The organism is Variovorax sp. GW823-FHT02B07, assembly GCF_058797695.1.
The window spans coordinates 1,721,111-1,742,469 of record NZ_JBXAJX010000001.1 but is presented as its reverse complement, the minus strand read 5'-3'; the positions used below and the strand labels follow the sequence as shown (position 1 = coordinate 1,742,469).

Sequence of the window (21,359 nt, the reverse complement as noted above, 5' to 3'; positions counted from 1 at the left end):
GCCTAGAGAAGCGCAAGCGATTGAAGGTCCGGCACGCCCGTGTCGCGCGCCCAGCCCAGGGCCGGTGCGACGACCGTGGCGGTCAGTTCGATGGAACGCAGGATGGCTGCGTGCGGCGGATCGACCGAATGCACCTGGCACACGAGGTCGGTCACGCGCGCGAGCGTGCGGTCGGCGCGCAGCGAGGCGATCACGTCGTCGGGCGCGCCGACATGCACGTCGTACGCGGCGATCAGCTGCTCGAGCGGCGCATCGGTGCGGACGCGGTCGGCCAGGCCGATCTGCCCCGTGGCGGCGGCTTGCACCACCGCGCGGCGCAGCCCGGCCTCGGCCAGGCGCAGCGCCTCCTTGCGGGTGTCCGCCACGAACACGCTGCGCGAGCCCACGATGCGCGGCGTGCGGCCCGGCGGCAGTGCGGCCAGGTAGGCGTCGATGATCGGGTCCTGCAGATCGGCCAGCGGCGCATCGGGCGCCTGCGCGGTACGCGGCTGCGTGCGCGAAAGCATCAGCCCGTCGCCGGCCGTGCCCGCGCGCGTGCCGCCGCTCACCGAGAACGTGGCCTGCCAGAGCCGGCCGAGCAGTTGTGCACCCGCCGGGTACAGCGTGTCGCCGCCGGGCAGCGGCCGGCCGGCCCAGGCCTCGCGCACCGTGGCGAGCTGCCGCTCGAACAGCGCCGCGCGGTCGTCGCTGTCCAGCCCGAAGGCCGCGAAGGATGCCGGCGTGCCGCCCGTGCCGACGCCCACTTCGAGCCGGCCGCCCGAAAGCAGGTCCAGCACGATCGCGTCCTCGGCCGTGCGCACCGCGTTCTCCAGCGGCAGCGTGACGATGCCCGTGCCCAGGCGGATGCGCCGCGTGCGCGAGGCGACGTGGGCAAGGAAGACGAAGGGCGACGGCAGGCCGCCCTCGTGCTCATGGAAATGGTGCTGCGCCACCCACGCGGAATCGAAGCCGAAGGCCTCGGCGTGGGCGATCTGCGCCGTGACGAGGCGGTAGCGCTCGGCGGCGGGGGCATCGTCGAGCAGCCGGCTGAAGAAGCCGAGCCGCTTGCGCGGGGAAGTGAAGGTACCGGGCATCCGAAGGCCTGTGGGGTCGAGAGCCTTCGAGTGTTGCGCCGCAGGCCGCTCGAATGGAACGCCGGTTTTCGCGTTTGCTTATGCGCTTTGCGCGCATCGCGCGTTCAGTGCGGCATCGCAGGTGATCGCCGTGTGAAGCGCCGCAGCCAGCCCGCGCCCGCCCCGGCAGCGACGGCCATCAACCCGGTGGTGGCCAGCATCGCCGCCGTGTGGAGCGCGACGGCCGCGAACGCCGGCACGAACGAGCCACTCATCGCGCCCTTCGCTGCATCGCCCATGCACAGCGGGATCAGCGCCGGCACCAGCATCAGCCCGGCGCCGTGCGCGGTGGACATCATGAAAGACCACAGCGCCAGCCCCGCATGCCCCGCCGGTGCACGCGCCATGGCGGGCAGGCGCCCCGACAGGTGAACGAGCGCGACCACCGCAAACAACCCGCCGGCCAGCCACTGCAGCAGGCCCCGGTCCATCGACAGACCGAAAGCCACCGCAACGACCACGAGCGCCACCGAGGCGACGTGCCCGACGCCGATCGGCCACAGCGCCCGCAGCGCCTGCGCCCGGTCGTGCGAACGCAGGCCCCAGGCGGCGGCGAACATCCAGCCGGTGGTGGGGTTCAGGCCGTGCAGGACGCCCATTCCCGCCACCGCCAGCCAGGGCCAGAGGCTTGCCATGGTGCGGACCGATCGACACGCCAGGTCGCGCGTTTTTCTTAGGACTGCGCGTGGCAGCAACCACCGGCCGCCGCAACGGGCGCGGGCTCGTAGCGGTCGTGGTGACGGATCCAGTCCATCGCGTAGGACGGGTTGTGCTCATCGCGGCCCTTGGGCACGAGGTCGAGCATGTTGTAGGTGCCCATCATCACTTCCACGCCGCGACCGTAGGTCGAGTAGGTGTGGAACACATCGCCGGCGTTGTCCTTGAAGAACACGCTGACGCCGGGCGCCTCCTCGCTCGGGAACGGCTGCTTCACGTAGTTGTAGGCGACCGCGCCGCTGGCCATTTCGTCGGGCGTGAAGCTCACGCCGAAGTCGTGGTTGAAGTCGTTGTCGTGCGACGAGACCCAGGCGAACTGCCAGCCCATGCGACGGCGGAAGGCCTCGATGCGGGCCAGCGGCGCGCGAGAGACGGCCACCAGCGTGACGTCTCGGTGCTCGAGGTGCACGCGCATGCCGTCGGAATGGTCGGCCATGAACGAGCAGCTCTGGCAGCCCTGCTCCCAGTCGGGGCCGAACATGAAGTGCTGCACCAGCAGCTGGCGGCGGCCTTCGAACAGGTCGGCGAGCGGGCGGCGGCCCTGGGGCGTGTCGAAGACATAGGCCTTCTCGACGCGCGTCCACGGCAGCGCGCGGCGCTCCTCGGCGATCCGGTCGCGCAGCTGGGTCAGCTCCTTTTCGCGCGCCAGCAACGACTTGCGCACGTCGATCCAGCGCTCGGGGGTCACGACGGGGTGATTCATTGGGGTGTTCATGGTGTGTGCTCCTTGGCGGGTGTGTCGTTCAGGCCGTGGCCGTCTTCGGGCGGCGCACCGCGCGGACCTTGCTGGCCCGGCCGTCACCGGCGTAGAAGAGCCCCGCGCCGTCGGACTCCAGGCCGCTCACGCCGACGCCGCTGGGCATTTCCAGCCGCGCGATCACGTCGCCGCTGGCGGGGTCGATGCGGCGGATGTCGCTCTGGTCGCCTTCCCAGGTGCCGTGCCAGAGTTCGCCGTCGACCCAGGTCACACCGGTGACGAAGCGGTTCGATTCGATGGTGCGGCGGATCGCGCCGGTCGCCGGGTCGATCTGGTGGATCTTGCGGTCGCGGTACTCGCCCACCCAGAGGCTGCCTTCGGCCCAGGTGAGGCCCGAGTCGGAGCCGTTGCCGGGCGCGGGAATCGAGGCCAGCACCTTGCCGGTGGCGGCGTCGATCTTGTCGATGCGCGCCTCGACGATCTGATAGAAGCAGGTGCCGTCGAAGGCAGTGCCGGCGTCGCAGGCGACGTCGATGCGGCGCGTCGCTTCACCGCTCGCGGGGTCGAAGGCGACCAGTTGCCCGCCGGTGGCGGCCCACACCTGGTGGCCGTCGTGCGTCACGCCGTGGATGCGCTCCACGCCTTCGAACGGGCCGTACTCGCGCACGATCTGCGCGGCCTGCACGGCGCCTTCGAAACGGTCCTTGCCTGCCTTCTTGCTCTGACTGCTGTTGCTGCTGCTCATGGTGGGCTCCTGTAGGTGCGCCACAGCGGGTAGCGCATGAGCCCGACTCTATTCAATCGGCAGCGCGGCGGGGAGTAACAAGATCGTCGTGAATCCCGCCAGCGGCGGGGCCAGCCAGCGGCGTGCCCTGGCCTGGCCGATGGCGCGCACGCGCCGTTCGGCCTCGAGTTCGGCCAACGCGCGCTGCACCGTGCGCTGGCTCGCGCCCAGGGCCAACGCGAGGGCCGAGGTCGACCAGGCCGCGCCGTCGGACAGCAGCGCCACCAACGAGGCCTGCTCGCCGTCGATGGGCGGTGCCAGCACCACGACCGGACGCGCACCGTGCGGCGTGAGGATGAAGCCCTGCGGCGTGGCCTCGATGCGCGCCATCGGCTTGACGAGCGCGCGCAACCGGCCGATCTCGACGCGCAGCCGCGCGCGGTGCGTCTCGTCGGGGTCGCGGGTGCGGAAGGCGTCGGCGATCAGCGCGTCGCGGCCGACATCGCCGGGCCAGGCCGCGGCCAGCGCGCGCGCCAGCGAGAACAGCACCGGCCGGCGTGCGAGCGAACGCCAGGTGTCGCCGCCTCCGACGCCGCGGCGGCAGGCATCGACGACGAGCGCATCGGACGCGAGCAGCGCCTCGACCTCCTCGAGGCGCAGGGCCTGTTCACCGCCGGCAGCGATGCGCCGGGCGGCGGGACGTTCGAGCGCGGCGCGCGCTTCCGCCACTTCGGCCAGCAGCGCCGGCACACGCGCACGCAGGGCCGCGTCATGCGCGCGGGTGAGCGCTGCCCGTGCCGTACCGGTGCGCAGCGAACGCATTGCGAGTTCCGCCGACGCCAGCTCGGCCACCGCCGCGAGCGACGGCGGCAGGCTGTGCCCGTCGAGCAGCGACAACGCGGCGGCAGCCTCGTCGAGCCGGCCGAGCAGCAGCAGCCGACGCGCCGCGATGAGTCGCGCCTGCAGTGCATTGACCAGGTCGTCGCGCGCCTCGAGCGTGACGGCCGCCGCGGTCAATGCGCGCGACGAACCACCGAGGTCGCGCATGGCCAGCGCCACCTCGGCCTCGGCGACAACACAACGTGCGCGCGCCAGTTCTTCGTGCGCGCCGAAGCCGCTCGCGGCCCGCCGCAGCAGCTCGCGCGCACGCGGGTGCTCGCCGAGCTGGGCCATGGCGATGCCGCGCAACGCGAGCGCCGGCGGGTCGTCGCGCAGGGCCACGCGCTTGAGGGCACCCAGCGCGTCGCCGGCAGCGAGCGCGCGCGCGGAGGCGGCAATGAGGGAATCCATGGGGCGACAGGCTACAACACCGCCGGTGCGCCACGGCCCGCCTCATCGCGAGGCGGCGTCGTCAGTCCAGCGAGATGCCGCGTTCACGGATCAGCGCGTGCCACTTCTTCGTCTCGGCGAAGGCATAGGTCTTCATCAGCACGCTGTCGCTCGGCACCGGCTCCCAGCCGCCTTCCTGCAGCCGCTTGCGCACGCTCTCGTTGGCCAGCGCGGCCTGCATCTCCTTGGAAAGACGCTCCTGGATGGCGGCGGGCGTGCTGGCCGGCACCACCAGCCCCTGCCATGCGTAGGCTTCCGAATCCTTGAAGCCCTGCTCGCCCACCGTGGGCACGGCGGGCAGGATCGGCAGTCGCTTGGCGCTGAACGCCATCAGCGGAATGACCTTCCCCGACTGGATGGCGCTGAGCCCCGACGAGGTGTCCACCACCATCAGCGGCACCTGCCCGCCCATCACGTCCTGCAGCGCGGGCGCGGCGCCGCGGTACGGCACATGCATCGTCGACAGGCCGCTGCGGCTGAGGAACAGCTCCATCGCCAGGTGGTGCGGGCTGCCGTTGCCCGGCGAGGCGTACGACAGCGTGCCCGGCTTGCTCTTGAGCTGCTCCATCAGGGCGCCGATGGTCTTGAGGTTCGTCGACGGCGCCGCCACCAGCACCAGCGGCGTGCGGGCCATCAGGCCGAGCATCGCGAAGTCGCGGTCGACGGCATAGGGCAGCTTCTTGTAGAGCGCGGGGTTGTACACGAGCACGCCGTTGTCGGCCGTGAAGACGGTGTAGCCGTCGCCCGGCGACCGGGCCGTGACCTCGGCGCCGATGATGGCGCCGGCACCGGCCCGGTTGTCGACGATCACCGGCTGGCCGGCCTGGACAGACATCTGCGCGCCGATGGTGCGGGCCAGGAAGTCGCTGCCACCGCCGGCGGGGTAGCCGACGATCCACTTGATCGGCTTGGACGGAAAGGCCTGCGCCTGCGCTTGCGCGGGAGCCCCCGCGAAAGCAAATGCAGCGGCCGCGAGCGAAAGAAAACCGCGGCGCGCAAGGCGATGAGAAACGGGCATGAACGATGTCTCCTGGCAGTGGTTGTTGTGATGGCGCTGCGATTGGATGCGAGCTTCATTCATGGTTCAATCAGATATTTCTTTCCCACTTATCGGATAAACCGATGAATGTCACGTTGCGCCAATTGCGCGCCTTCATCGCGGTGGCCCGCGCCGGCAGCGTGACCGAGGCCGCCCTGCGGCTGCACATCACGCAGTCGGCGCTGAGCGGCCTCATCAAGGACCTGGAGTCGAACCTGGGCGTGCAGATGCTTCACCGCACGACGCGCAAGCTGCAGCTGTCCAGCGCAGGCGAAGTGTTCCTGCCGATGGCCGAGCGCATCCTCCAGGACCTGGGCATGGCGCTCGATGCGGTGTCCGACCTGCGCGAGCTGCGCACCGGCACCGTGCGCATCGCGGTGCCGCAGGTGATGGCGTGCACGGTCATGCCGGAAATCATGGCCGCCTTCGCCCGGAAGTACCCCGGCATCCGCGTGCGCCTGCAGGACTCGATGGTCGAAAGCGTGCTGGGCCGGCTCATCAACGGCGACGTGGACCTGGCCATCGGCCCCGAGCGCGACGCGCCCGCCAACGTGGTCGCGCGCACGCTCTTCACCCTGCCCTTCCTCGCGGTGCTGCCCCCGGGGCATCCGCTCACAAAGAAGCATCGGGTCGCCTGGAGCGACCTGGTCCGCTACCCCGTGATCTCGCTGCAGGGCGAGTACACGCAGCTGCTCAGCGCCGAGCTGTATGCGTCGCCCGGCCGGCTGGAGTTCAGCCCGACGCATGAAGTCGCCTTCCTGACCACGGCGCTGAGCATGGTCGAGCACGGCCTGGGCGTGACCACCTGCCTGCCGTATGCGGGCGAGCTGCTGCAGCGTCAGCAGCTCGAATTCCGCCCCCTCGTCACGCCCGTGCTCAGCCGCAAGTTCCAGGTGTGGCTGAACAAGGACCGGGGACTCTCGCCGTCGGCGCAGGAGTTTCTCGACTTCCTGCTGCAGCACATCGAAGACCATCCGGCGCCCGAGGTGCGCGCGTTCCGCAAGGCGCGCTGATCACGCGCCAGCGGGACTCAGCTGCTGCCAGCGCCTGCCACGGGTGCCTGCACCCTCGCCGCCAACCGCGTGCCGCCATCGCCCGCATCGATCTGCAGCGTGCCGCCGATGCGCGTCATGCGCGCCTGCATGCTGCGCAGGCCCAGCCCGCCGATCGACGAGGCCATGGCCACTGCGTCGAAGCCCACGCCGTCGTCCTCGACGCTCAGCAGCACGCCCGCTTCGCCGTCGGCCATCAGCTGCACGCGCAGGGTCCGCGCGCGGCTGTGCTTCACCACGTTGGCCAGCGCCTCCTCGAGCAGGCGCGTGAGGCCCAGCACCTGGCGCGCGGACAGCGCACAGGGCCAGGCCGCGGGCGTCTGCCAGTGGCTGCGCACGCCCATCTCCTCGAACAGGCGGCCGAAGCGGTGGCGCATGGGCGCCAGCCATTGCGTGGGCGTGGCGGCGACCGGGGCCGCGCCGCCGCTGTGGGTGTCGATGATCTGGCGCAGGTCGTCGCGCAGCGACTTGAACATCGACAGGTACTGCGGCCGCTGCAGCGCCTCGCCCGACTGTTCCACCAGCGCGATCGAGCGCACCAGCGAACTGCCCAGGCCGTCGTGCAGGTCGTGCGCCACGCTCAGGCGCTCGTTCAGCCGCACGTTGTCGAGTTCGAGCCGATGCTCGCGGCTGAGCGTGTCGGCCAGCTCGGTGCGTGCCCCGCGCACTTCGCGCGCCAGCTCGTCGTTGAAACTCTCGACGCGGCGCAGGCTGCGCGTGAAGCCGCCCGCCAGGATCAGCGACATGCCGATCATGATCAGCGGCGCCGTGACCACGGTGTAGCCGAAGCGGTCGTCGATGACGCGCAGGATCATCAGCGCGTCGTGCACCGCGGCCACCAGGAAGCCGAAGGCGCACAGGGCCAGCAGCAGGTGTTCGGTTTTCTTGGTATCGAGCGCGCGCAGGATGAACTGCACGCACACGGCCATGAAGAGCAGCGAATACGCGATGAACACCGCCAACGTTGCGACCGACAACGCAGGCTGCGGCAGCAGCGCGATCGCCGCCACGGCCAGCGCGGCCACGGCCCACAGTGCGCGGCTCAGGCGCGGAAAGCGCTGGCCGCCGAAGTGCCACATGAACATGCAGAAGCAGCTCACGTACAGGACCATCCAGGCCGTGATCCAGCGCGACCAGGCGTCGGTGGAGGCGAACGGCCACGGCAAGGTGCTGACCACGGTGTTGCTCGCGAACACCAGCCAGGCAATGGCGCTGAGCGCGTACCAGCCGTAGGCAACCTCCTGCCGGCGCATGAGCCACAGCACGAGGAAGAAGCAGCCCAGCGTGATCGAGATGACGAGGTTGACCGCGGGCAGCACGCGCGCGAACAGGCGGCGCTCGTCGTGGTACGCCACCGCCGCGTCCGCCGTGCCGAGCACCACGCGGCCCAGCCCCGAGCCGTACATGCTGCCGCCCACCACCTGCACCCACAGCGTGTTGGTGCCGGGGTTCAACGCGGCGGCCGGCAGGAAGAAGACGCGCGGCGTGTTCCAGCTGCGGCTCAGCGGCTCGACCAGGCTGGCGTCGCGCCAGAGCAGGTTGTCGTTCAGCGAGATCGCGCCGGCCATGCTCAGGTAGTCGACGGCCACGCCCAGCTGCGGCGCGTCGTCGCGACCGGCGCAGGGGCGCTGCCAGTCGATGCGGTACCACACGATGCCTTCGAAGCCGGGCCAGCGTTCGGCCCAGTGGTCGGGCAGCGTCGCCGGCTGCCAGCCGTCGATGGGCGGCGGTGCTTCAGGCCCCGCGCCGGCGGTGGCGCGCACGGCCCGCACGCTGTCGATGTGCGGCGCGCACGCCTCGGCTGCCCATGCCGTGTGCGCGAACAACCACCACAGGCTCAGGCCAGCAAGCCACGCGAACGCGCTGCGAAAACGGCGCGCGTGCGCGAGGAAACGGTGAGCTTGCGGTAGATGTTCTTGATGTGGCATTCGACGGTGTGCCGCGACAGGAAGATCTGCTCGGCTATCTCGCGGTTGGTCAGGCCTTCGGCAACCAGCTGGAGGATCTGCAGTTCACGTGCGGTCAGCACATCTTCGCCGACGCGCCCCGGCGTGGCCGGCGGCGCCTGCGTGAGGTCGAGGATGCGCCGCGCAATGAAGGGATCGATCGGCGCACCGCCGCGCAGCACGCTGCGGATCGACAGCAGCAGCTCCAGGTCGTCGCGCTCCTTGAGCACGTAGCCGGTGGCGCCGGCGCGCAGCGCGTTGAGGATCAGGTCGTCGGTGCTCCAGGCGGAGATCACGAGGATGCCGGGGCCGTCGTCGGCGTTCATTGCCGCAACGGTCGGCGCGCTCATCTGCGCGATCAGCTCCACGCCGTTGCCGTCGGGCAGGCCCAGGTCGACCAGCGCCAGCGCGAACGGCTGGCGCGCGAGTTCGATGCGCGCATCGGCCAGCGTGGCCGCGAGCACCAGCACGTCGTTGCCGTAGCCCAGCTGGTTCAGGATGCCGACGATGCGCCGCTGCATCAGCGCGTCGTCCTCGACGATGAGCACAGGCGCCGGCAGGTCGGGGCTGGGCGGCGGCGTCATCGCCGGACCTTCGGGCTGGGGAGAGAAAGCGGACATCAGGACGGTTCGGACAAGGTGGGAAGCATGCCCGAATCATCACCCAGGCTTCGCGCGCGAGGCTGCAGTGTCCCCTCGCAGCGACTGTGCGGCCATCACCAGATCTGGGGGTTCTGACGACGCGGCGCGGCATCGGTCGGCCTTCGCCTACAGACAGGCGCCATGCGAGCGGACATGGTGGGGCCATGACACATCCGATCGAACTCATCATCGACGAGCCGGCGCCCGGATCCTTTGTCTGGCGGCTGCTCGAAACCGACACCGACGGTGCGCATCCCACCGTCCTTCGCTGCGCCTTCGACCCGGTCGAGAGCTACGAGCTCGCCCTGGCCTCGGGACAGCGCGCCCTGCGCAGCGAGATGCGCGCGCACGGCACTACAACAGAAGGCCACTGAGCGTCAGCATGCGCTGACGGCGGCTTCGCGAGGCGTCCTACCGCTGTCGCGCCGTCGGTTCCTAGGATCGTTTTCGGGCGCCGGTTCTCTTGCGCTGGTCGCAATGAAGCAACCGCCGGCGTCTTCAAGGAGATGACCATGCAAAGAAAGCTCATGTGGATGTGCGCCGCTGCCGTGTCCTGTCTCACGGCCGTGTCGGCGCAAGCGCAGGTGAACCCGCCGCCCGCGGCCACGGTCGACCCGGCGGTCGCCGAATACAAGGCAGCCCGCGACAAGATCTCGGCCGACTACAAGACCGACCGCGCCGCGTGCGATGCCATGAAGGACAACGCCAAGGACGTCTGCGTCGAGGAAGCCAAGGGCAAGGAAAAGATCGCCAAGGCCGAGCTCGACCAGAAGATGAAGCCCAGCGACGGCAACGCCCGCAAGGTGGCCGAAGCCAAGGTGGAAGTGGCCTACAGCATCGCCAAGGAAAAATGCGACGACCAGAAGGGCGAGGCCAAGTCGACCTGCGTGAAGCAGGCCAAGGCCGACGAAAGCAAGGGCATGGCCGAAGTCAAGGCGATGAAGAAGTAGCCGACCTGGTCGCAGCGCTTCCCGTTGGCGCTGGCCGGGGGCGGTCGCATACTCGACAGATGCCCTCCTCTTCCACGCGTCCACGGGTCTACCTTGCCGGCCCCGACGTGTTCCGGCCCGACGCCGCGCAGTACTTTGCCGCGCTGGCCCTGGCCTGCGACGCGCTCGGCATGACGGCCGTGCCACCGTTCGACGGCAAGGCGGCCGGCCCCGACCCCGCGCGCCGGATCTACGAGGAAAACATGAAGCTGCTGCGGTCGGCGGACGGCGTCATTGCCAACCTCGCGCCGTTTCGCGGGCTGGAGCCCGACTCGGGCACGGTGTTCGAGGTCGGCGTGGCCATTGCCCTGGGCCTTCCGGTGGCCGCCTACGGCGTTCCGCCGGGCACCTATGCGCAGCGCGCCGCCACGGCGGGCGTCGTCGGCCGCGACCCGGACGGCAGCTTGCGCGACCCCGAGGGCACGCTGATCGAGGATTTCGGGCTGCCGCTGAACCTGATGCTGGCCTGCTCGGTGCGCTTTGCGGACCTGGCGACCGACGCTTTGCGGGTGCTGGCCGAGGTGCTGGGGTCTGCGCCCGCCCAGCGCCAGTGAGTCCGAATTCGTGAAATAAGTCACAAATCAAAGGTGGGGTATCACCAATTCTGGGGAGCAAGCCCCTCGAAGTAAGCCTTTCAGCCTCTTTTTGCGTTGGACATGCCAACGCCCCAAAAAGGAGGCCCGGATGCCCCCCTCAGATCAACAAGCAGTTTTCGAAGCGGCGGGCCGCCTGGGTTCCATGGAGGTCCTGACCACGCAGACCAGCGCCGTCGTCTCGATGCTGCGCGCGCTGTACGCCGCGCACCCCGAGCCGGCCAAGGTCCGGTTCCACTTCGACCGGCTGATCGGCCAGCTGCTGACCAGCCCCTACCTCAGCCACGACCCGGATCACGCGCTGATCCTCCAGGACACGGCCGCGACCCTCGTGCGGCCACCGCTCGAATCCGACCCGGTGCGCTGAGCATCGGATGCACACCCAGGAGACACTGAAATGAGTTTTGAAAAAATCAAGCTCCGGTTCGGCCGGTCGTTCCGTCGCGGCGATCGCGTCGTCTGCGAAGGCCGGCTCGGCACCATCACCGGAGCGACCTATCCGCATGTGCGGGTGCGCTTCGACGGCCGGCAGATTGCGGTGCCTTGCGATCCTTGCGAACTGCATGTGGGCACAGCGCCGATCGCGACGCTGCCCGTGCTCGGACCGCAGCCGTCCTGAAGACATCTCGCCTCGCCGTTTCGGCGGGGCAGCCACGCGTCGCGCGCAGACGCAAAAAAGCCCCGACTGGCGGGGCTCTTTTGGGCTGTTTGATCACTGCAAAGTGATCAGGAAGCCAATCCTGGCGGAACCGGAGGGATTCGAACCCTCGATGAGGCTCTACACCCCATACTCCCTTAGCAGGGGAGCACCTTCGGCCACTCGGTCACAGTTCCTGAAAGCAACCGCAATTATGCCATTACTTAAGCGCTCGGTTGGTCCAGATCGAACGCTTTATGCAGTGCGCGCACCGCCAATTCCATATATTTTTCGTCGATCACGACCGAGGTCTTGATTTCGCTGGTCGAGATCATCTGGATGTTGATGCCCTCTTCGCTCAACACACGGAACATCTTGCTCGCCACACCCACGTGGCTGCGCATGCCGATGCCTACGATACTGACCTTGCAGATCTTGGTGTCGCCCACGATTTCGGTGGCGCCCAGCGAAGGCATCACCTTCGACTCCAGCAGTTCGACCGTGCGCGCGAACTCGTTGCGATGCACGGTGAAGCTGAAGTCGGTCTTGCCGTCCTTGCTGAGGTTCTGGATGATCACGTCGACTTCGATGTTGGCGTCTGCCACGGCACCGAGGATGTGATACGCGATGCCCGGCTTGTCGGGCACGCCGAGCACCGAGATCTTGGCTTCGTCGCGATTGAATGCGATGCCGGATACGACGGCTTGTTCCATGTTTTCGTCTTCCTCGAAAGTGATCAGCGTGCCGGACTTGGCCTCTTCATTGATGTCGATGTCCCATGCGGTGAAGCTCGAAAGCACACGCAGCGGCACCTTGTACTTGCCGGCGAATTCCACCGAGCGGATTTGCAGCACCTTGGAGCCCAGGCTGGCCATCTCGAGCATCTCTTCGAAGCTCACGGTGGTCAGGCGGCGCGCATCGGGTTCGACGCGCGGGTCGGTGGTGTAGACGCCGTCGACGTCGGTGTAGATCAGGCACTCGCTGGCCTTCATGGCCGCCGCGATGGCCACGGCCGAGGTGTCGCTGCCGCCACGGCCCAGCGTGGTGATGTTGCCTTCGTCGTCCACGCCCTGGAAGCCGGTAATGACCACCACGCGACCGGCTGCGAGGTCGGCGCGCACCTTGGCGTCGTCGATGCTCTCGATGCGGGCCTTGGTGTACGAGTTGTCGGTGCGCACCGACACCTGCCAGCCCGCGTAGCTCACCGACTCCACGCCCTCGGCCTGCAGCGCCATGGCCAGCAGTGCCGACGACGCCTGTTCGCCGGTGGAGGCGAGCATGTCGAGTTCGCGGTGATAGGCCACGCCGGGTTTGCCCGGGGAGAGCTCCTTGGCAAGACCGAGCAGGCGGTTGGTTTCGCCGCTCATGGCGCTGGGCACCACGATCATCTGGTGACCCGCACGCGCCCATTTGGCGACGCGCTTGGCGACATTGCGGATGCGCTCGGTCGAGCCCATCGACGTGCCGCCATATTTGTGAACGATCAATGCCATGGATGAAATCAGAGAAAGATAAAGGGCCGCCTGGAAAGCGGCGCCCTGCAAGCCGTCAGAGCGAAGTCTTCAGCGAGGGCGGGGCATTGTACCAATGCAGCCGCTCTCCCCTGCGCTCGGCGAAGCCCGCGCCCACCTTGAGGTGGATGCGGTGGCCGCGCGTGGTGCAGGCGCGGACCTGGTCCAGCAACTGGTCGAGCTGCGCCGCGCTCGGTGCGCAGCCGTGCGACTGCATCAGCCAGTGGCGCAGCACGTTGGCCTGGCGCGCGCGGGACAGCGCCTGCAGCGGCCGCAACTGCGGCGGCTCGCCGACCACGGCCAGGTCCTGCGCCGCCAGTTCGCCCAGCAATTGCTGGGCCTGCGCCGCATGGGCGATGCTGCGCGAGAAGGTGGCGCGAAACTGGGGAAAGGCTTCTGCCAATGCAGGCAGCAGCACGGCGCGGATGCGGTTGCGGGTGTAGCGCGCGTCGGCGTTGCTCGGGTCTTCGATCCACGGCAACTGCTGCTGCGCCAGCCAGCTGCGGATGTCGACCGCCGGCACCGCGAGCAGCGGCCGGTGGATGTTCAATCCGTCGCGCACGGCATGGGCCGGCATGGCGGCCAGGCCCGGTAGGCCGGCGCCGCGCGACAGCGCCAGCAGCAGCGTCTCGACCTGGTCATCGGCATGGTGCCCGAGCGCGATGGACGACACCGCAGGCCGCGCGCCGTCGGCACGCGCCATGGCCGCATACGCGTCATAACGTGCGCGCCGCGCGGCGTCCTCGGGGCTGTCGCCCGGCGCATGCCGCGCATCGACGCGGTGCGTCATCAACGGCACACCGAGCCGCTCGCAGACCTGCGCGCACTGCCGCTCGAAGTCGTCGGCCGCCGCCTGCAGCCCGTGATGCACATGGAAGGCGATCACCTGCCCCGGCCATCGCGCCGCGCAGGCCGCGAGCAAGGCGGTCGAATCCGCACCGCCGCTGAAGCCGACGGCCAGCGGCAGGCCCGCCGGTTCGAACGCGGCCATGGCACGTTCGAAGGCTTCGCTCATGATGGAAAAGGGAAAGCCGCTCAGCGGCTGTTGTCGGCCTTGGTGTCGTTGAACCGACCGTAGCTCTGCAGGCGCTCGTAGCGGCGGTCCAGCAGTTCCTTCGTCTTCAGGTCGCTGACCTGACGGAAGGCGTCGTTGAGCGCGCGCTTGAGGAACGCAGCCATCTGGCGATGGTCGCGGTGCGCGCCGCCGACCGGTTCGTTGACGATCTTGTCGACCAGGCCCAGCGCCTTCAGGCGGTGCGCCGTGATGCCCAGGGCATCTGCGGCTTCCTGCGCCTTGTCGCTGGTCTTCCAGAGAATGGACGCGCAGCCTTCGGGGCTGATCACCGAGTAGATCGAGTACTGCAGCATCACGAGCTGGTCGCCAACCGAGATGGCCAGTGCGCCGCCCGAACCGCCTTCACCGATGATGGTGACGATGATGGGTACCTCGAGCTGCGCCATCTCGAAGATGTTGCGGCCGATGGCTTCCGACTGGCCGCGCTCTTCCGCGTCGATGCCGGGGTAGGCGCCGGGCGTGTCCACGAAGGTGAACACCGGCAGCTTGAATTTCTCGGCCGTCTTCATGAGACGCAGCGCCTTGCGGTAACCCTCGGGCTTGCTCATGCCGAAGTTGCGCGCGGTGCGCTCCTTCGTGTCGCGGCCTTTCTGGTGACCGAGCACCATGCACGGCACGCCATTGAAGCGCGCCAGACCACCGACGATCGACAGGTCGTCCGAGAAATGACGGTCACCATGCAGCTCGACGAAGTCCGTGAAGATCTCGTTGACGTAGTCGAGCGTGTACGGGCGCTCCGGATGCCGCGCGATCTTGGTGATCTGCCAGGGCGTCAGGTCGCTGTAGATGTCCTTGGTGAGTTGCTGGCTTTTCTTGCCGAGCTGATCGATTTCTTCCGAGATGTCGACCGCCGATTCGGTCTGTACATAACGCAGTTCTTCGATCTTTGTTTCGAGTTCAGCAATGGGCTGCTCGAAGTCGAGGAAGGTTCGTTTCGCCAACGTCTTCTCCTGTTTATTTCATCAATTGACCGGCCATCCGGCTCTTTTGCATTTATTCCAGAAACACCGAGGAACCGGCTTTGCCGGGCCTGCGGTGTTGCCCCCTCGAAGGGGGTTGGCGAAGCGACACGAAGTGCGCGAAGCCTGGGGGTGATCCTTAGTAAACGACCGGCACGGGGTCCAGCGATCGCCAAATATACCAAGTCGCCACGCTGCAATACGGCGCCCAGGCCACTGCGACATCACGGGCATCGCTGCGGCTGACCGGGTCGCCCGAAAAATAGTTCACGCTGATGCCGTTGAGCAGGCCCTGGTCGTCGACCGGCAGCACGTTCGGGCGCATCAGGTGGAAGATGAGGAACATCTCGGCGGTCCAGCGGCTGATGCCGCGGATGGCCACGAGCTCTTCGATGATGAGCTCGTCCGACATGTCTTTCCAGCGGTCGACGTGCACGGTGCCCGAATCGAAATTCAGGGCCAGGTCGACCAGATATTCGATCTTGCGCGCCGACAGTCCGGCGCCGCGCATGTCGTCGACCTTGAGCTTGAGCACGTTGGCCGGCGTCAGCTTGCGCGGCAGCGCCGCGAACTTGTCCCAGGTCGACTGGGCGGCCTTCACCGAGATCTGCTGGCCCACGATGCTGCGCGCCAGCGTGGTGAAGGCGTCGCCGCGCGACTCGAGACAGGCTTCACCGAACTTCGGAATGAGCCGCTTCATCACGCGGTCTTTCTTGGCCAGGTGCTTGCAGGCTTCCTCCCAATAGTCCGGCGTGTAGATGCGCACGCTGGTCTGCTGGGTGGCGGGTACGGGGTTCGTCGTTCCGTTCACTGTGCAGCCGCCCAGGTCGTTCCCGTGGGCGAATCCTTGAGCACGATGCCCTGCTCGAGGAGTTCCTGGCGAATACGATCGGCCTCGGCGAAATTCTTCGCCGCCTTGGCCGCCGCGCGTGCATCGATCTTCGCCTGGATGGTGGCTTCGTCGAGCGTGGTGCCGGCTTGCAGGAACGCCTTCGGATCGCCTTGCAGCAAGCCCAGCGTGCCGGCCAGCGCCTTGAGCAGGCCCGCGGTGTCTGCAGACTTGGTGCGGTTGACTTCGCCGGCCAGCTCGAACAGCACGGCGATGGCTTCGGGCGTGCCGAAGTCCTCGTCCATCGCCGCCTTGAAACGCGCCGCGTGGGGCTGCGTCCAGTCGATGGCCACGGGCGCGGGCGCCACCAGGTCGAGCGCGGTGTACAGGCGCTTGAGCGAGTTGCGCGCGTCGTCGAGGTGCGCGTCGCTGTAGTTCAGCGCGCTGCGGTAATGCGTGCGCACGAGGAAGAAACGCAGGCTTTCGGCGTCGTACTTCTGCAGCACTTCGCGGATGGTGAAGAAGTTGCCCAGGCTCTTGGACATCTTCTCGTTGTCCACGCGCACGAAGCCGTTGTGCACCCAGAAGCGCGACAGCGGCTTGCCATTGGCGCCTTCGCTCTGCGCGATTTCGTTCTCGTGGTGCGGGAACTGCAGGTCGGCGCCGCCGCCATGGATGTCGAAAGTCTCGCCGAGCGTGGCGCAGCTCATGGCCGAGCACTCGATGTGCCAGCCCGGGCGACCGGTGCCGAAGGGGCTGTCCCACTTGGCGTCGTCGGGCTCGGTCGGCTTGGCGGATTTCCAGAGCACGAAGTCGAGCGGGTCCTGCTTGCCGTCGAGCACCGCGACGCGCTCGCCGGCGTGCAGTTCGTCGAGCGACTTGCCCGAGAGCTTGCCGTAGCCGGGGAACTTGCGCACGGCGTAGTTCACGTCGCCGTTGTCCGAGCGGTAGGCCAGGCCCTTGCGTTCCAGCGTCTCGATGATGCCGAGCATCTGCGGCACGTATTCGGTGGCGCGCGGCTCGATGGTGGGCGGTTCGATGCGCAGCGCACCGATGTCCTCGTGCATGGCCGCGATCACCTCGTCGGTCAGCGCGCGGATGGTGATGCCGCGCTGGACCGCGCGGGCGATGATCTTGTCGTCGATGTCGGTGATGTTGCGCACGTAGGTCACGGCATAGCCGCTGGCGCGCAGCCAGCGCTGCACCACGTCGAACGCCATCATCATGCGGGCGTGGCCGATGTGGCACAGGTCATAGACGGTCATGCCGCACACGTACATGCGAACCTGTCCAGGTTGCAGGGGGGAGAAATCCTCCAATTCACGCGACAGCGTGTTGTAGATGCGCAGACTCATGGGACTCGGAAAGCGTTGATTCGCGCACGTGCGGTACGGGCGAACAACGGTGTATTTCAGGGGTGACGGGGGGCGTGGCTACGAGGGGTTCGACGTGGCCCCTCGGCTACAATGCGACGCAGTATAAACGGCTGCCGCCGCGCAGCATCCGGGTGTTCTCCAAGCCCCCGCTCCCCCCCAATCCTGCCGAGGCTTCATGAAGCACGCCGCGTTCTCCAGACTCCCCATCGCCTTTGCACTGCTGTTCGGTCTGTGGGGCTTCGCCGCGCACGCCAACGACTACGACGACGTCAACCTCCTGCTGCGCCAGGGCAAGTCCGCCGAGGCGCTGGCCAAGGCCGACACCTACATCGCCGGCAAGCCGCGCGACCCGCAGATGCGCTTTCTGCGCGGCGTGATCCTCACCGAGCAGAACAAGACCGCCGACGCGATCACCGCGTTCACGCAGCTCACGCAGGACTTCCCGGAACTGCCCGAGCCCTACAACAACCTCGCGGCGCTGTACGCGTCGCAGAGCAAGTTCGACCAGGCCCGCGCCGCGCTCGAAACCGCGCTCAAGCTCAGCCCCAACTACGCCACCGCGCACGAAAACCTCGGCGACGTGTACGCGCGCCTGGCGGCCCAGGAATACCAGCGCGCCCAGCAGTTCGCCACCACCAACGCGAGCGTCGCGCCCAAGCTCGCGCTGATCCGCCAGATCTTCACGCCCAAGGCCGCGGCCGATGCGGCCGTGCTGCCGGCGGCGCCGCCCGAAGTGCGCAAGCCCGTGGGCCGCACGACCAAGTAACAGCCTCTTGCAATCCGGCGGTGCGCACACAGTTGCCTCCCAACCTGCGCCATCGCAGGCCCACCGCCCTCCCCTCCACCCGCACACGGAGCCTCATTTGACGACCTCTGCACTTTCCCGTTTCAGCCGCCGCGGCGCCCTCGCACTGGCCGCAGCCCTGGCCCTCGGCGCCGCCGCCGGCGCGCACGCCCAGCAGGCCGCGCCGCGCGTCAAGCTCGCCACCTCGGCGGGCGACATCGTGGTCGAGCTCGATGCGGCCAAGGCCCCCAAGACGGTCGAAAACTTCCTGCAGTACGTCAAGGACAAGCACTACGACGGCACGGTGTTCCACCGCGTCATCGACGGTTTCATGATCCAGGGCGGCGGCTTCACCGCCGACCTGCAGCAAAAGCCCACGCGCCCGCCGATCCCGCTCGAAGCCAACAACGGCCTGAAGAACGACAAGTACACGATCGCGATGGCCCGCACCGGCAACCCCAATTCGGCCACCTCGCAGTTCTTCATCAACGTGAAGAACAACGACTCGCTCAACGCGCCCAACCCCGACGGCTACGGCTACACCGTGTTCGGCAAGGTCATCGCCGGCACCGACGTGGTCGACAAGATCCGCGCCGTGCAGACCGGCAACAAGGGCGGCATGCAGAACGTGCCCGTCGAAACCCTCACCATCAAGTCCGCCACGCTGGCGAAGTAATCCCGTTTCCGAAGAAGGAGCTAACTCATGAGCAACCCCCAAGTCGAACTGCACATCAAGAACTACGGCGTCATCACGCTCGAACTCGACGGCGTGAAGGCACCGAAGTCGACCGCCAACTTCATCGAGTACGTGAAGAAGGGCCACTACGACAACACGGTGTTCCACCGCGTGATCCCCGGCTTCATGGTGCAAGGCGGCGGTTTCGAGCCCGGCATGAAGCAAAAGCCCACCGGCGCCGAGATCGAGAACGAAGCCAACAACGGCCTCAAGAACGCCAACTACACCGTGGCCATGGCCCGCACGAGCGCACCGCACTCGGCCACCGCCCAGTTCTTCATCAACGTGGCCGACAACGGCTTCCTGAACCACACCGCCCCCTCGGCCCAGGGCTGGGGCTACGCGGTGTTCGGCAAGGTCACGGGCGGCACCGATGTCGTCGACAAGATCAAGGCCGTGAAGACGGGCCGCAAGGGCTTCCATGACGACGTGCCGCTCGAGGACGTCGTGATCGAAAAGGCAGTCGTCACTGTCGAGTGATGCACTTCAGGCACGGCGCAGCGGCATGACCCCGGTGGCGAACCCGGCTTTCTCCGAGCTGGTGGCGCCGCCCGCGTGGCGCACCGTCGACCTGATTTCCGACCTGCACCTGCAGGCCAGCGAGCTGGCCACCTTCGAGGCCTGGCAGGGCTACCTGCAGACCACGCCGGCCGATGCGCTGGTCATCCTCGGCGACCTGTTCGAGGTGTGGGTGGGCGACGATGCCGCCGCCCAGCCCGGCTTCGAGGCGCAGTGCGCCGAGTTGCTGCAGCGCACCGCGCAGCGCATGCCGGTGTTCTTCATGCACGGCAACCGCGACTTCCTCGTCGGCAAGGCCTTTGCCGCGCAATGCGGCCTGACGCTGCTCGACGACCCCACGGTGCTGGTGCTGCACGGCGAACGCTGGCTGCTGAGCCATGGCGACGCGCTCTGCCTCGAAGACACCGACTACCTCCAGTTTCGCGCCCAGGTGCGCACGCCTGAATGGCAGGCCGCGTTCCTCGCGCGCCCGCTGGAAGAGCGCCGCGCCCTCGCCCGCGCCATCCGCGCACAGAGCGAAGACCGCAAGCGCGACCCCTCGACCCTCTGGGCCGACGTGGACGCCGACGCTGCCCGCCAATGGCTGCAGCATGCGGGCGCCAGCGCGCTGATCCACGGCCACACCCACCGCCCCGCCGTCCACGACCTGGGCCACGGCCTGCGTCGCATCGTGCTGAGCGACTGGGACGCCGCCGCCCAGCCGGCGCGCGCGCAACTGCTGTGCCTGTCGGCCGCCGGCGCACAGCGCGTCGACCTGCGCTAGCCGCACCGCCACCGATGTTCAAGTGGCTGCGCCGGCTGCGCACCCTGCCCCCGATTCCCGACGCTGCCTGGCGCGCCACGCTCACGCGCTACGCCTTCCTGGGCGCGTTGCCGCCTGCGCAGCAGCAACGGCTGCGCACGCTGGCGGCCGAGTTCCTGCGGGACAAGGAATTCCACGGCACGCAGGGCTTCGTCATCACCGACGAGGTGGCGCTGGCCATCGCGGCGCAGGCCGTGCTGCCGGTGCTGCACCTGAAGGACGGGCTCGACTGGTACGACGATTTCGTCGGCATCGTGGTGCATCCGTCCGAGGTGGTGGCGCCACGCAAGGTCGTCGATGACGCGCTGGTCGTGCACGAGTACGAAGAGGTCGTCGCCGGCGAGGCGATGGACCAGGGCCCCGTCATGCTCAGCTGGCAGGACGTGCTCGCGAGCAGCGTCAGCAGCGAGGGCGGCTACAACGTCGTGATCCACGAGTTCGCCCACAAGATCGACATGCGCAACGGCATCGCCGACGGCTGCCCGCCGCTGCCAGCCGGCTTCATGGGCCGGCGCAGCGCACGCGAGGCGCGTGCGGCCTGGATGGCGGTGCTGCAGCCGGCCTACGACGACTTCCGCGAGAAGACCATCCTTGCCGAACGCTTCGGCGCCGAGCCGCCCTGGCTCGACGATTACGGTGCGACCTCGATCAGCGAGTTCTTCGCGGTGGCCTGCGAGGCCTACTTCGTGAACCGCCCGAACTTCGCGCGGGACTTCCCGGCGGTGCTGGGTCTCTTCGATGCGTTCTTTCGGCCTGCGCAGGCCTGACCGCCCCTCACATCTCGTTTCCTTGCTTGCGCGCGCGATGGCGGTCCGCCTACCTCGTCCTGAGTAGGCGTTGATCGGGGGCGCCTTGCCTTTGCAGGCCCCAGGCGTAGCATCGCTGCGGCCATCGCCCTCCACAGCGTCGCTGCGCGCCTGATGACCTGGAGCGTCGCCATCGGGGGCGGCGTTGCTTCATGTGATTCGCCCCCGCGGATAACAACACAGGAGCAGAAAATGGTGACCTATATCGGCATGCTGAGCTTCACGGACAAGGGCATCCAGAGCGTCAAGGAAACCACCAAACGCGCCGCCGCCGCCAAGGAAACCGCCCAGAAGCTCGGCGTCAACATGCGCGAGATCTTCTGGACCATGGGCGACTGCGATGTGGTCTGTGTGCTGGAGTCCGAGGACGAGCAGGCGCTCTGTGCATTCAGTCTGGCCATCGCCATGCAGGGCAATGTGCGCACGCGGTCCCTGCGCGCCTATACCGCCGGGGAAATGGACAAGATCCTGGCCAGGCTGCCTTGA

At 68.1% G+C, this 21,359-nt stretch carries 25 protein-coding genes and 1 tRNA gene; 12 read left to right on the top strand and 14 right to left on the bottom strand.

From position 1 onward, the window contains the following. Window positions 1–2: 2 nt before the first annotated feature. The 6 genes from AC1RGU_RS08135 to AC1RGU_RS08110 all read right to left on the bottom strand — a co-directional run bounded on the left by AC1RGU_RS08135 (window position 3) and on the right by AC1RGU_RS08110 (window position 5,597). Window positions 3–1,073 (bottom strand): putative FMN-dependent luciferase-like monooxygenase, encoded by a 1,071-nt coding sequence (locus tag AC1RGU_RS08135; protein WP_492695891.1) that lies wholly within the window; start codon window positions 1,071–1,073, stop codon window positions 3–5. 104 nt (window positions 1,074–1,177) lie between these two features. Further along, window positions 1,178–1,747: a hypothetical protein gene (locus AC1RGU_RS08130; protein ID WP_492695889.1), complete on the bottom strand. Its 570-nt coding sequence runs from the start codon at window positions 1,745–1,747 to the stop codon at window positions 1,178–1,180. Window positions 1,748–1,785: 38 nt separating this feature from the next. Then, window positions 1,786–2,544, bottom strand: a complete 759-nt coding sequence (locus tag AC1RGU_RS08125; protein WP_492695887.1) for a DUF899 domain-containing protein — start codon at window positions 2,542–2,544, stop codon at window positions 1,786–1,788. A gap of 28 nt (window positions 2,545–2,572) precedes the next feature. Further along, window positions 2,573–3,271, bottom strand: a complete 699-nt coding sequence (locus AC1RGU_RS08120; RefSeq protein WP_159272073.1) for a Vgb family protein — start codon at window positions 3,269–3,271, stop codon at window positions 2,573–2,575. Between the two features lie 48 nt (window positions 3,272–3,319). After that, window positions 3,320–4,540 (bottom strand): helix-turn-helix domain-containing protein, encoded by a 1,221-nt coding sequence (locus tag AC1RGU_RS08115; RefSeq protein ID WP_492695885.1) that lies wholly within the window; start codon window positions 4,538–4,540, stop codon window positions 3,320–3,322. 61 nt (window positions 4,541–4,601) lie between these two features. Continuing rightward, complete coding sequence (locus AC1RGU_RS08110) at window positions 4,602–5,597, bottom strand: Bug family tripartite tricarboxylate transporter substrate binding protein (RefSeq protein ID WP_492695883.1); 996 nt, start codon at window positions 5,595–5,597, stop codon at window positions 4,602–4,604. A 104-nt stretch (window positions 5,598–5,701) separates the two neighbouring features. Here AC1RGU_RS08110 and AC1RGU_RS08105 point away from each other — a divergent pair, with 104 nt between their 5' ends. Further along, on the top strand, window positions 5,702–6,631 hold the full coding sequence (locus AC1RGU_RS08105; RefSeq protein ID WP_492695881.1) for a LysR family transcriptional regulator: 930 nt from the start codon (window positions 5,702–5,704) through the stop codon (window positions 6,629–6,631). 17 nt (window positions 6,632–6,648) lie between these two features. Here AC1RGU_RS08105 and AC1RGU_RS08100 read toward each other — a convergent pair whose 3' ends face one another. Then, the gene (locus tag AC1RGU_RS08100) at window positions 6,649–8,496 is read right to left on the bottom strand and encodes a sensor histidine kinase (RefSeq protein ID WP_492695879.1); all 1,848 of its coding nucleotides are present in this window, start codon (window positions 8,494–8,496) and stop codon (window positions 6,649–6,651) included. Window positions 8,497–8,507: 11 nt separating this feature from the next. Further along, complete coding sequence (locus AC1RGU_RS08095; protein WP_492695877.1) at window positions 8,508–9,236, bottom strand: LuxR C-terminal-related transcriptional regulator; 729 nt, start codon at window positions 9,234–9,236, stop codon at window positions 8,508–8,510. A 185-nt stretch (window positions 9,237–9,421) separates the two neighbouring features. Between AC1RGU_RS08095 and AC1RGU_RS08090 the strand changes: the two genes are divergently transcribed. The 5 genes from AC1RGU_RS08090 to AC1RGU_RS08070 all read left to right on the top strand — a co-directional run bounded on the left by AC1RGU_RS08090 (window position 9,422) and on the right by AC1RGU_RS08070 (window position 11,458). Beyond that, window positions 9,422–9,631 carry a hypothetical protein gene (locus tag AC1RGU_RS08090; protein WP_139705507.1) on the top strand — a complete coding sequence of 70 codons (210 nt, stop codon included), beginning with the start codon at window positions 9,422–9,424 and terminating at the stop codon, window positions 9,629–9,631. A gap of 138 nt (window positions 9,632–9,769) precedes the next feature. Then, on the top strand, window positions 9,770–10,207 hold the full coding sequence (locus AC1RGU_RS08085) for a hypothetical protein (protein ID WP_492695875.1): 438 nt from the start codon (window positions 9,770–9,772) through the stop codon (window positions 10,205–10,207). 59 nt (window positions 10,208–10,266) lie between these two features. Continuing rightward, window positions 10,267–10,800 (top strand): nucleoside 2-deoxyribosyltransferase, encoded by a 534-nt coding sequence (locus AC1RGU_RS08080; protein WP_095745045.1) that lies wholly within the window; start codon window positions 10,267–10,269, stop codon window positions 10,798–10,800. Between the two features lie 130 nt (window positions 10,801–10,930). Continuing rightward, window positions 10,931–11,206, top strand: a complete 276-nt coding sequence (locus tag AC1RGU_RS08075) for a hypothetical protein (protein ID WP_492695873.1) — start codon at window positions 10,931–10,933, stop codon at window positions 11,204–11,206. A gap of 30 nt (window positions 11,207–11,236) precedes the next feature. After that, a complete protein-coding gene (locus AC1RGU_RS08070; protein ID WP_492695871.1) occupies window positions 11,237–11,458 on the top strand; it encodes a hypothetical protein in 222 nt (73 codons plus the stop codon). 122 nt (window positions 11,459–11,580) lie between these two features. On the opposite strand, the gene AC1RGU_RS08065 is transcribed toward AC1RGU_RS08070, so the two are convergent. From AC1RGU_RS08065 to cysS, 6 genes are all read right to left on the bottom strand, one after another. After that, a tRNA-Ser gene (locus tag AC1RGU_RS08065) sits at window positions 11,581–11,673 on the bottom strand. A 27-nt stretch (window positions 11,674–11,700) separates the two neighbouring features. Continuing rightward, complete coding sequence (locus AC1RGU_RS08060) at window positions 11,701–12,969, bottom strand: aspartate kinase (protein ID WP_062480939.1); 1,269 nt, start codon at window positions 12,967–12,969, stop codon at window positions 11,701–11,703. Between the two features lie 55 nt (window positions 12,970–13,024). After that, window positions 13,025–14,002, bottom strand: a complete 978-nt coding sequence (gene tilS / locus AC1RGU_RS08055; RefSeq protein WP_492695869.1) for a tRNA lysidine(34) synthetase TilS — start codon at window positions 14,000–14,002, stop codon at window positions 13,025–13,027. Window positions 14,003–14,022: 20 nt separating this feature from the next. Further along, a complete protein-coding gene (locus tag AC1RGU_RS08050) occupies window positions 14,023–15,003 on the bottom strand; it encodes an acetyl-CoA carboxylase carboxyltransferase subunit alpha (RefSeq protein WP_056582036.1) in 981 nt (326 codons plus the stop codon). Window positions 15,004–15,160: 157 nt separating this feature from the next. Further along, window positions 15,161–15,832, bottom strand: a complete 672-nt coding sequence (locus AC1RGU_RS08045) for a DNA-3-methyladenine glycosylase family protein (protein WP_095947831.1) — start codon at window positions 15,830–15,832, stop codon at window positions 15,161–15,163. Next, complete coding sequence (gene cysS, locus AC1RGU_RS08040; protein ID WP_487847120.1) at window positions 15,829–17,205, bottom strand: cysteine--tRNA ligase; 1,377 nt, start codon at window positions 17,203–17,205, stop codon at window positions 15,829–15,831. Before cysS ends, AC1RGU_RS08045 begins: the two co-directional genes overlap by 4 nt. A gap of 196 nt (window positions 17,206–17,401) precedes the next feature. Here cysS and AC1RGU_RS08035 point away from each other — a divergent pair, with 196 nt between their 5' ends. The 6 genes from AC1RGU_RS08035 to AC1RGU_RS08010 all read left to right on the top strand — a co-directional run bounded on the left by AC1RGU_RS08035 (window position 17,402) and on the right by AC1RGU_RS08010 (window position 21,359). Continuing rightward, window positions 17,402–17,992: a tetratricopeptide repeat protein gene (locus tag AC1RGU_RS08035; RefSeq protein WP_062480948.1), complete on the top strand. Its 591-nt coding sequence runs from the start codon at window positions 17,402–17,404 to the stop codon at window positions 17,990–17,992. A 97-nt stretch (window positions 17,993–18,089) separates the two neighbouring features. After that, window positions 18,090–18,686 (top strand): peptidylprolyl isomerase, encoded by a 597-nt coding sequence (locus AC1RGU_RS08030; RefSeq protein WP_492695866.1) that lies wholly within the window; start codon window positions 18,090–18,092, stop codon window positions 18,684–18,686. 27 nt (window positions 18,687–18,713) lie between these two features. Continuing rightward, a complete protein-coding gene (locus AC1RGU_RS08025) occupies window positions 18,714–19,226 on the top strand; it encodes a peptidylprolyl isomerase (protein ID WP_070060416.1) in 513 nt (170 codons plus the stop codon). A gap of 25 nt (window positions 19,227–19,251) precedes the next feature. Continuing rightward, window positions 19,252–20,028 carry a UDP-2,3-diacylglucosamine diphosphatase gene (locus AC1RGU_RS08020; protein WP_487847121.1) on the top strand — a complete coding sequence of 259 codons (777 nt, stop codon included), beginning with the start codon at window positions 19,252–19,254 and terminating at the stop codon, window positions 20,026–20,028. Window positions 20,029–20,042: 14 nt separating this feature from the next. Further along, entirely contained in the window at window positions 20,043–20,834 is a 792-nt protein-coding gene (locus tag AC1RGU_RS08015) for a M90 family metallopeptidase (protein ID WP_492695864.1), read from the top strand. Between the two features lie 231 nt (window positions 20,835–21,065). Beyond that, window positions 21,066–21,359 carry a GYD domain-containing protein gene (locus AC1RGU_RS08010; RefSeq protein ID WP_070060413.1) on the top strand — a complete coding sequence of 98 codons (294 nt, stop codon included), beginning with the start codon at window positions 21,066–21,068 and terminating at the stop codon, window positions 21,357–21,359.

What these genes read in the sequence shown, in the direction of transcription:
- AC1RGU_RS08135 (WP_492695891.1), bottom strand. Translation starts at nt 1,073, where the DNA reads ATGCCCGGTACCTTCACTTCCCCGCGCAAGCGGCTCGGCTTCTTCAGC.
- AC1RGU_RS08130 (WP_492695889.1), bottom strand. Translation starts at nt 1,747, where the DNA reads ATGGCAAGCCTCTGGCCCTGGCTGGCGGTGGCGGGAATGGGCGTCCTG.
- AC1RGU_RS08125 (WP_492695887.1), bottom strand. Translation starts at nt 2,544, where the DNA reads ATGAACACCCCAATGAATCACCCCGTCGTGACCCCCGAGCGCTGGATC.
- AC1RGU_RS08120 (WP_159272073.1), bottom strand. Translation starts at nt 3,271, where the DNA reads ATGAGCAGCAGCAACAGCAGTCAGAGCAAGAAGGCAGGCAAGGACCGT.
- AC1RGU_RS08115 (WP_492695885.1), bottom strand. Translation starts at nt 4,540, where the DNA reads ATGGATTCCCTCATTGCCGCCTCCGCGCGCGCGCTCGCTGCCGGCGAC.
- AC1RGU_RS08110 (WP_492695883.1), bottom strand. Translation starts at nt 5,597, where the DNA reads ATGCCCGTTTCTCATCGCCTTGCGCGCCGCGGTTTTCTTTCGCTCGCG.
- AC1RGU_RS08105 (WP_492695881.1), top strand. Translation starts at nt 5,702, where the DNA reads ATGAATGTCACGTTGCGCCAATTGCGCGCCTTCATCGCGGTGGCCCGC.
- AC1RGU_RS08095 (WP_492695877.1), bottom strand. Translation starts at nt 9,236, where the DNA reads ATGTCCGCTTTCTCTCCCCAGCCCGAAGGTCCGGCGATGACGCCGCCG.
- AC1RGU_RS08090 (WP_139705507.1), top strand. Translation starts at nt 9,422, where the DNA reads ATGACACATCCGATCGAACTCATCATCGACGAGCCGGCGCCCGGATCC.
- AC1RGU_RS08085 (WP_492695875.1), top strand. Translation starts at nt 9,770, where the DNA reads ATGCAAAGAAAGCTCATGTGGATGTGCGCCGCTGCCGTGTCCTGTCTC.
- AC1RGU_RS08080 (WP_095745045.1), top strand. Translation starts at nt 10,267, where the DNA reads ATGCCCTCCTCTTCCACGCGTCCACGGGTCTACCTTGCCGGCCCCGAC.
- AC1RGU_RS08075 (WP_492695873.1), top strand. Translation starts at nt 10,931, where the DNA reads ATGCCCCCCTCAGATCAACAAGCAGTTTTCGAAGCGGCGGGCCGCCTG.
- AC1RGU_RS08070 (WP_492695871.1), top strand. Translation starts at nt 11,237, where the DNA reads ATGAGTTTTGAAAAAATCAAGCTCCGGTTCGGCCGGTCGTTCCGTCGC.
- AC1RGU_RS08060 (WP_062480939.1), bottom strand. Translation starts at nt 12,969, where the DNA reads ATGGCATTGATCGTTCACAAATATGGCGGCACGTCGATGGGCTCGACC.
- tilS (WP_492695869.1), bottom strand. Translation starts at nt 14,002, where the DNA reads ATGAGCGAAGCCTTCGAACGTGCCATGGCCGCGTTCGAACCGGCGGGC.
- cysS (WP_487847120.1), bottom strand. Translation starts at nt 17,205, where the DNA reads ATGAGTCTGCGCATCTACAACACGCTGTCGCGTGAATTGGAGGATTTC.
- AC1RGU_RS08035 (WP_062480948.1), top strand. Translation starts at nt 17,402, where the DNA reads ATGAAGCACGCCGCGTTCTCCAGACTCCCCATCGCCTTTGCACTGCTG.
- AC1RGU_RS08025 (WP_070060416.1), top strand. Translation starts at nt 18,714, where the DNA reads ATGAGCAACCCCCAAGTCGAACTGCACATCAAGAACTACGGCGTCATC.
- AC1RGU_RS08020 (WP_487847121.1), top strand. Translation starts at nt 19,252, where the DNA reads ATGACCCCGGTGGCGAACCCGGCTTTCTCCGAGCTGGTGGCGCCGCCC.
- AC1RGU_RS08015 (WP_492695864.1), top strand. Translation starts at nt 20,043, where the DNA reads ATGTTCAAGTGGCTGCGCCGGCTGCGCACCCTGCCCCCGATTCCCGAC.
- AC1RGU_RS08010 (WP_070060413.1), top strand. Translation starts at nt 21,066, where the DNA reads ATGGTGACCTATATCGGCATGCTGAGCTTCACGGACAAGGGCATCCAG.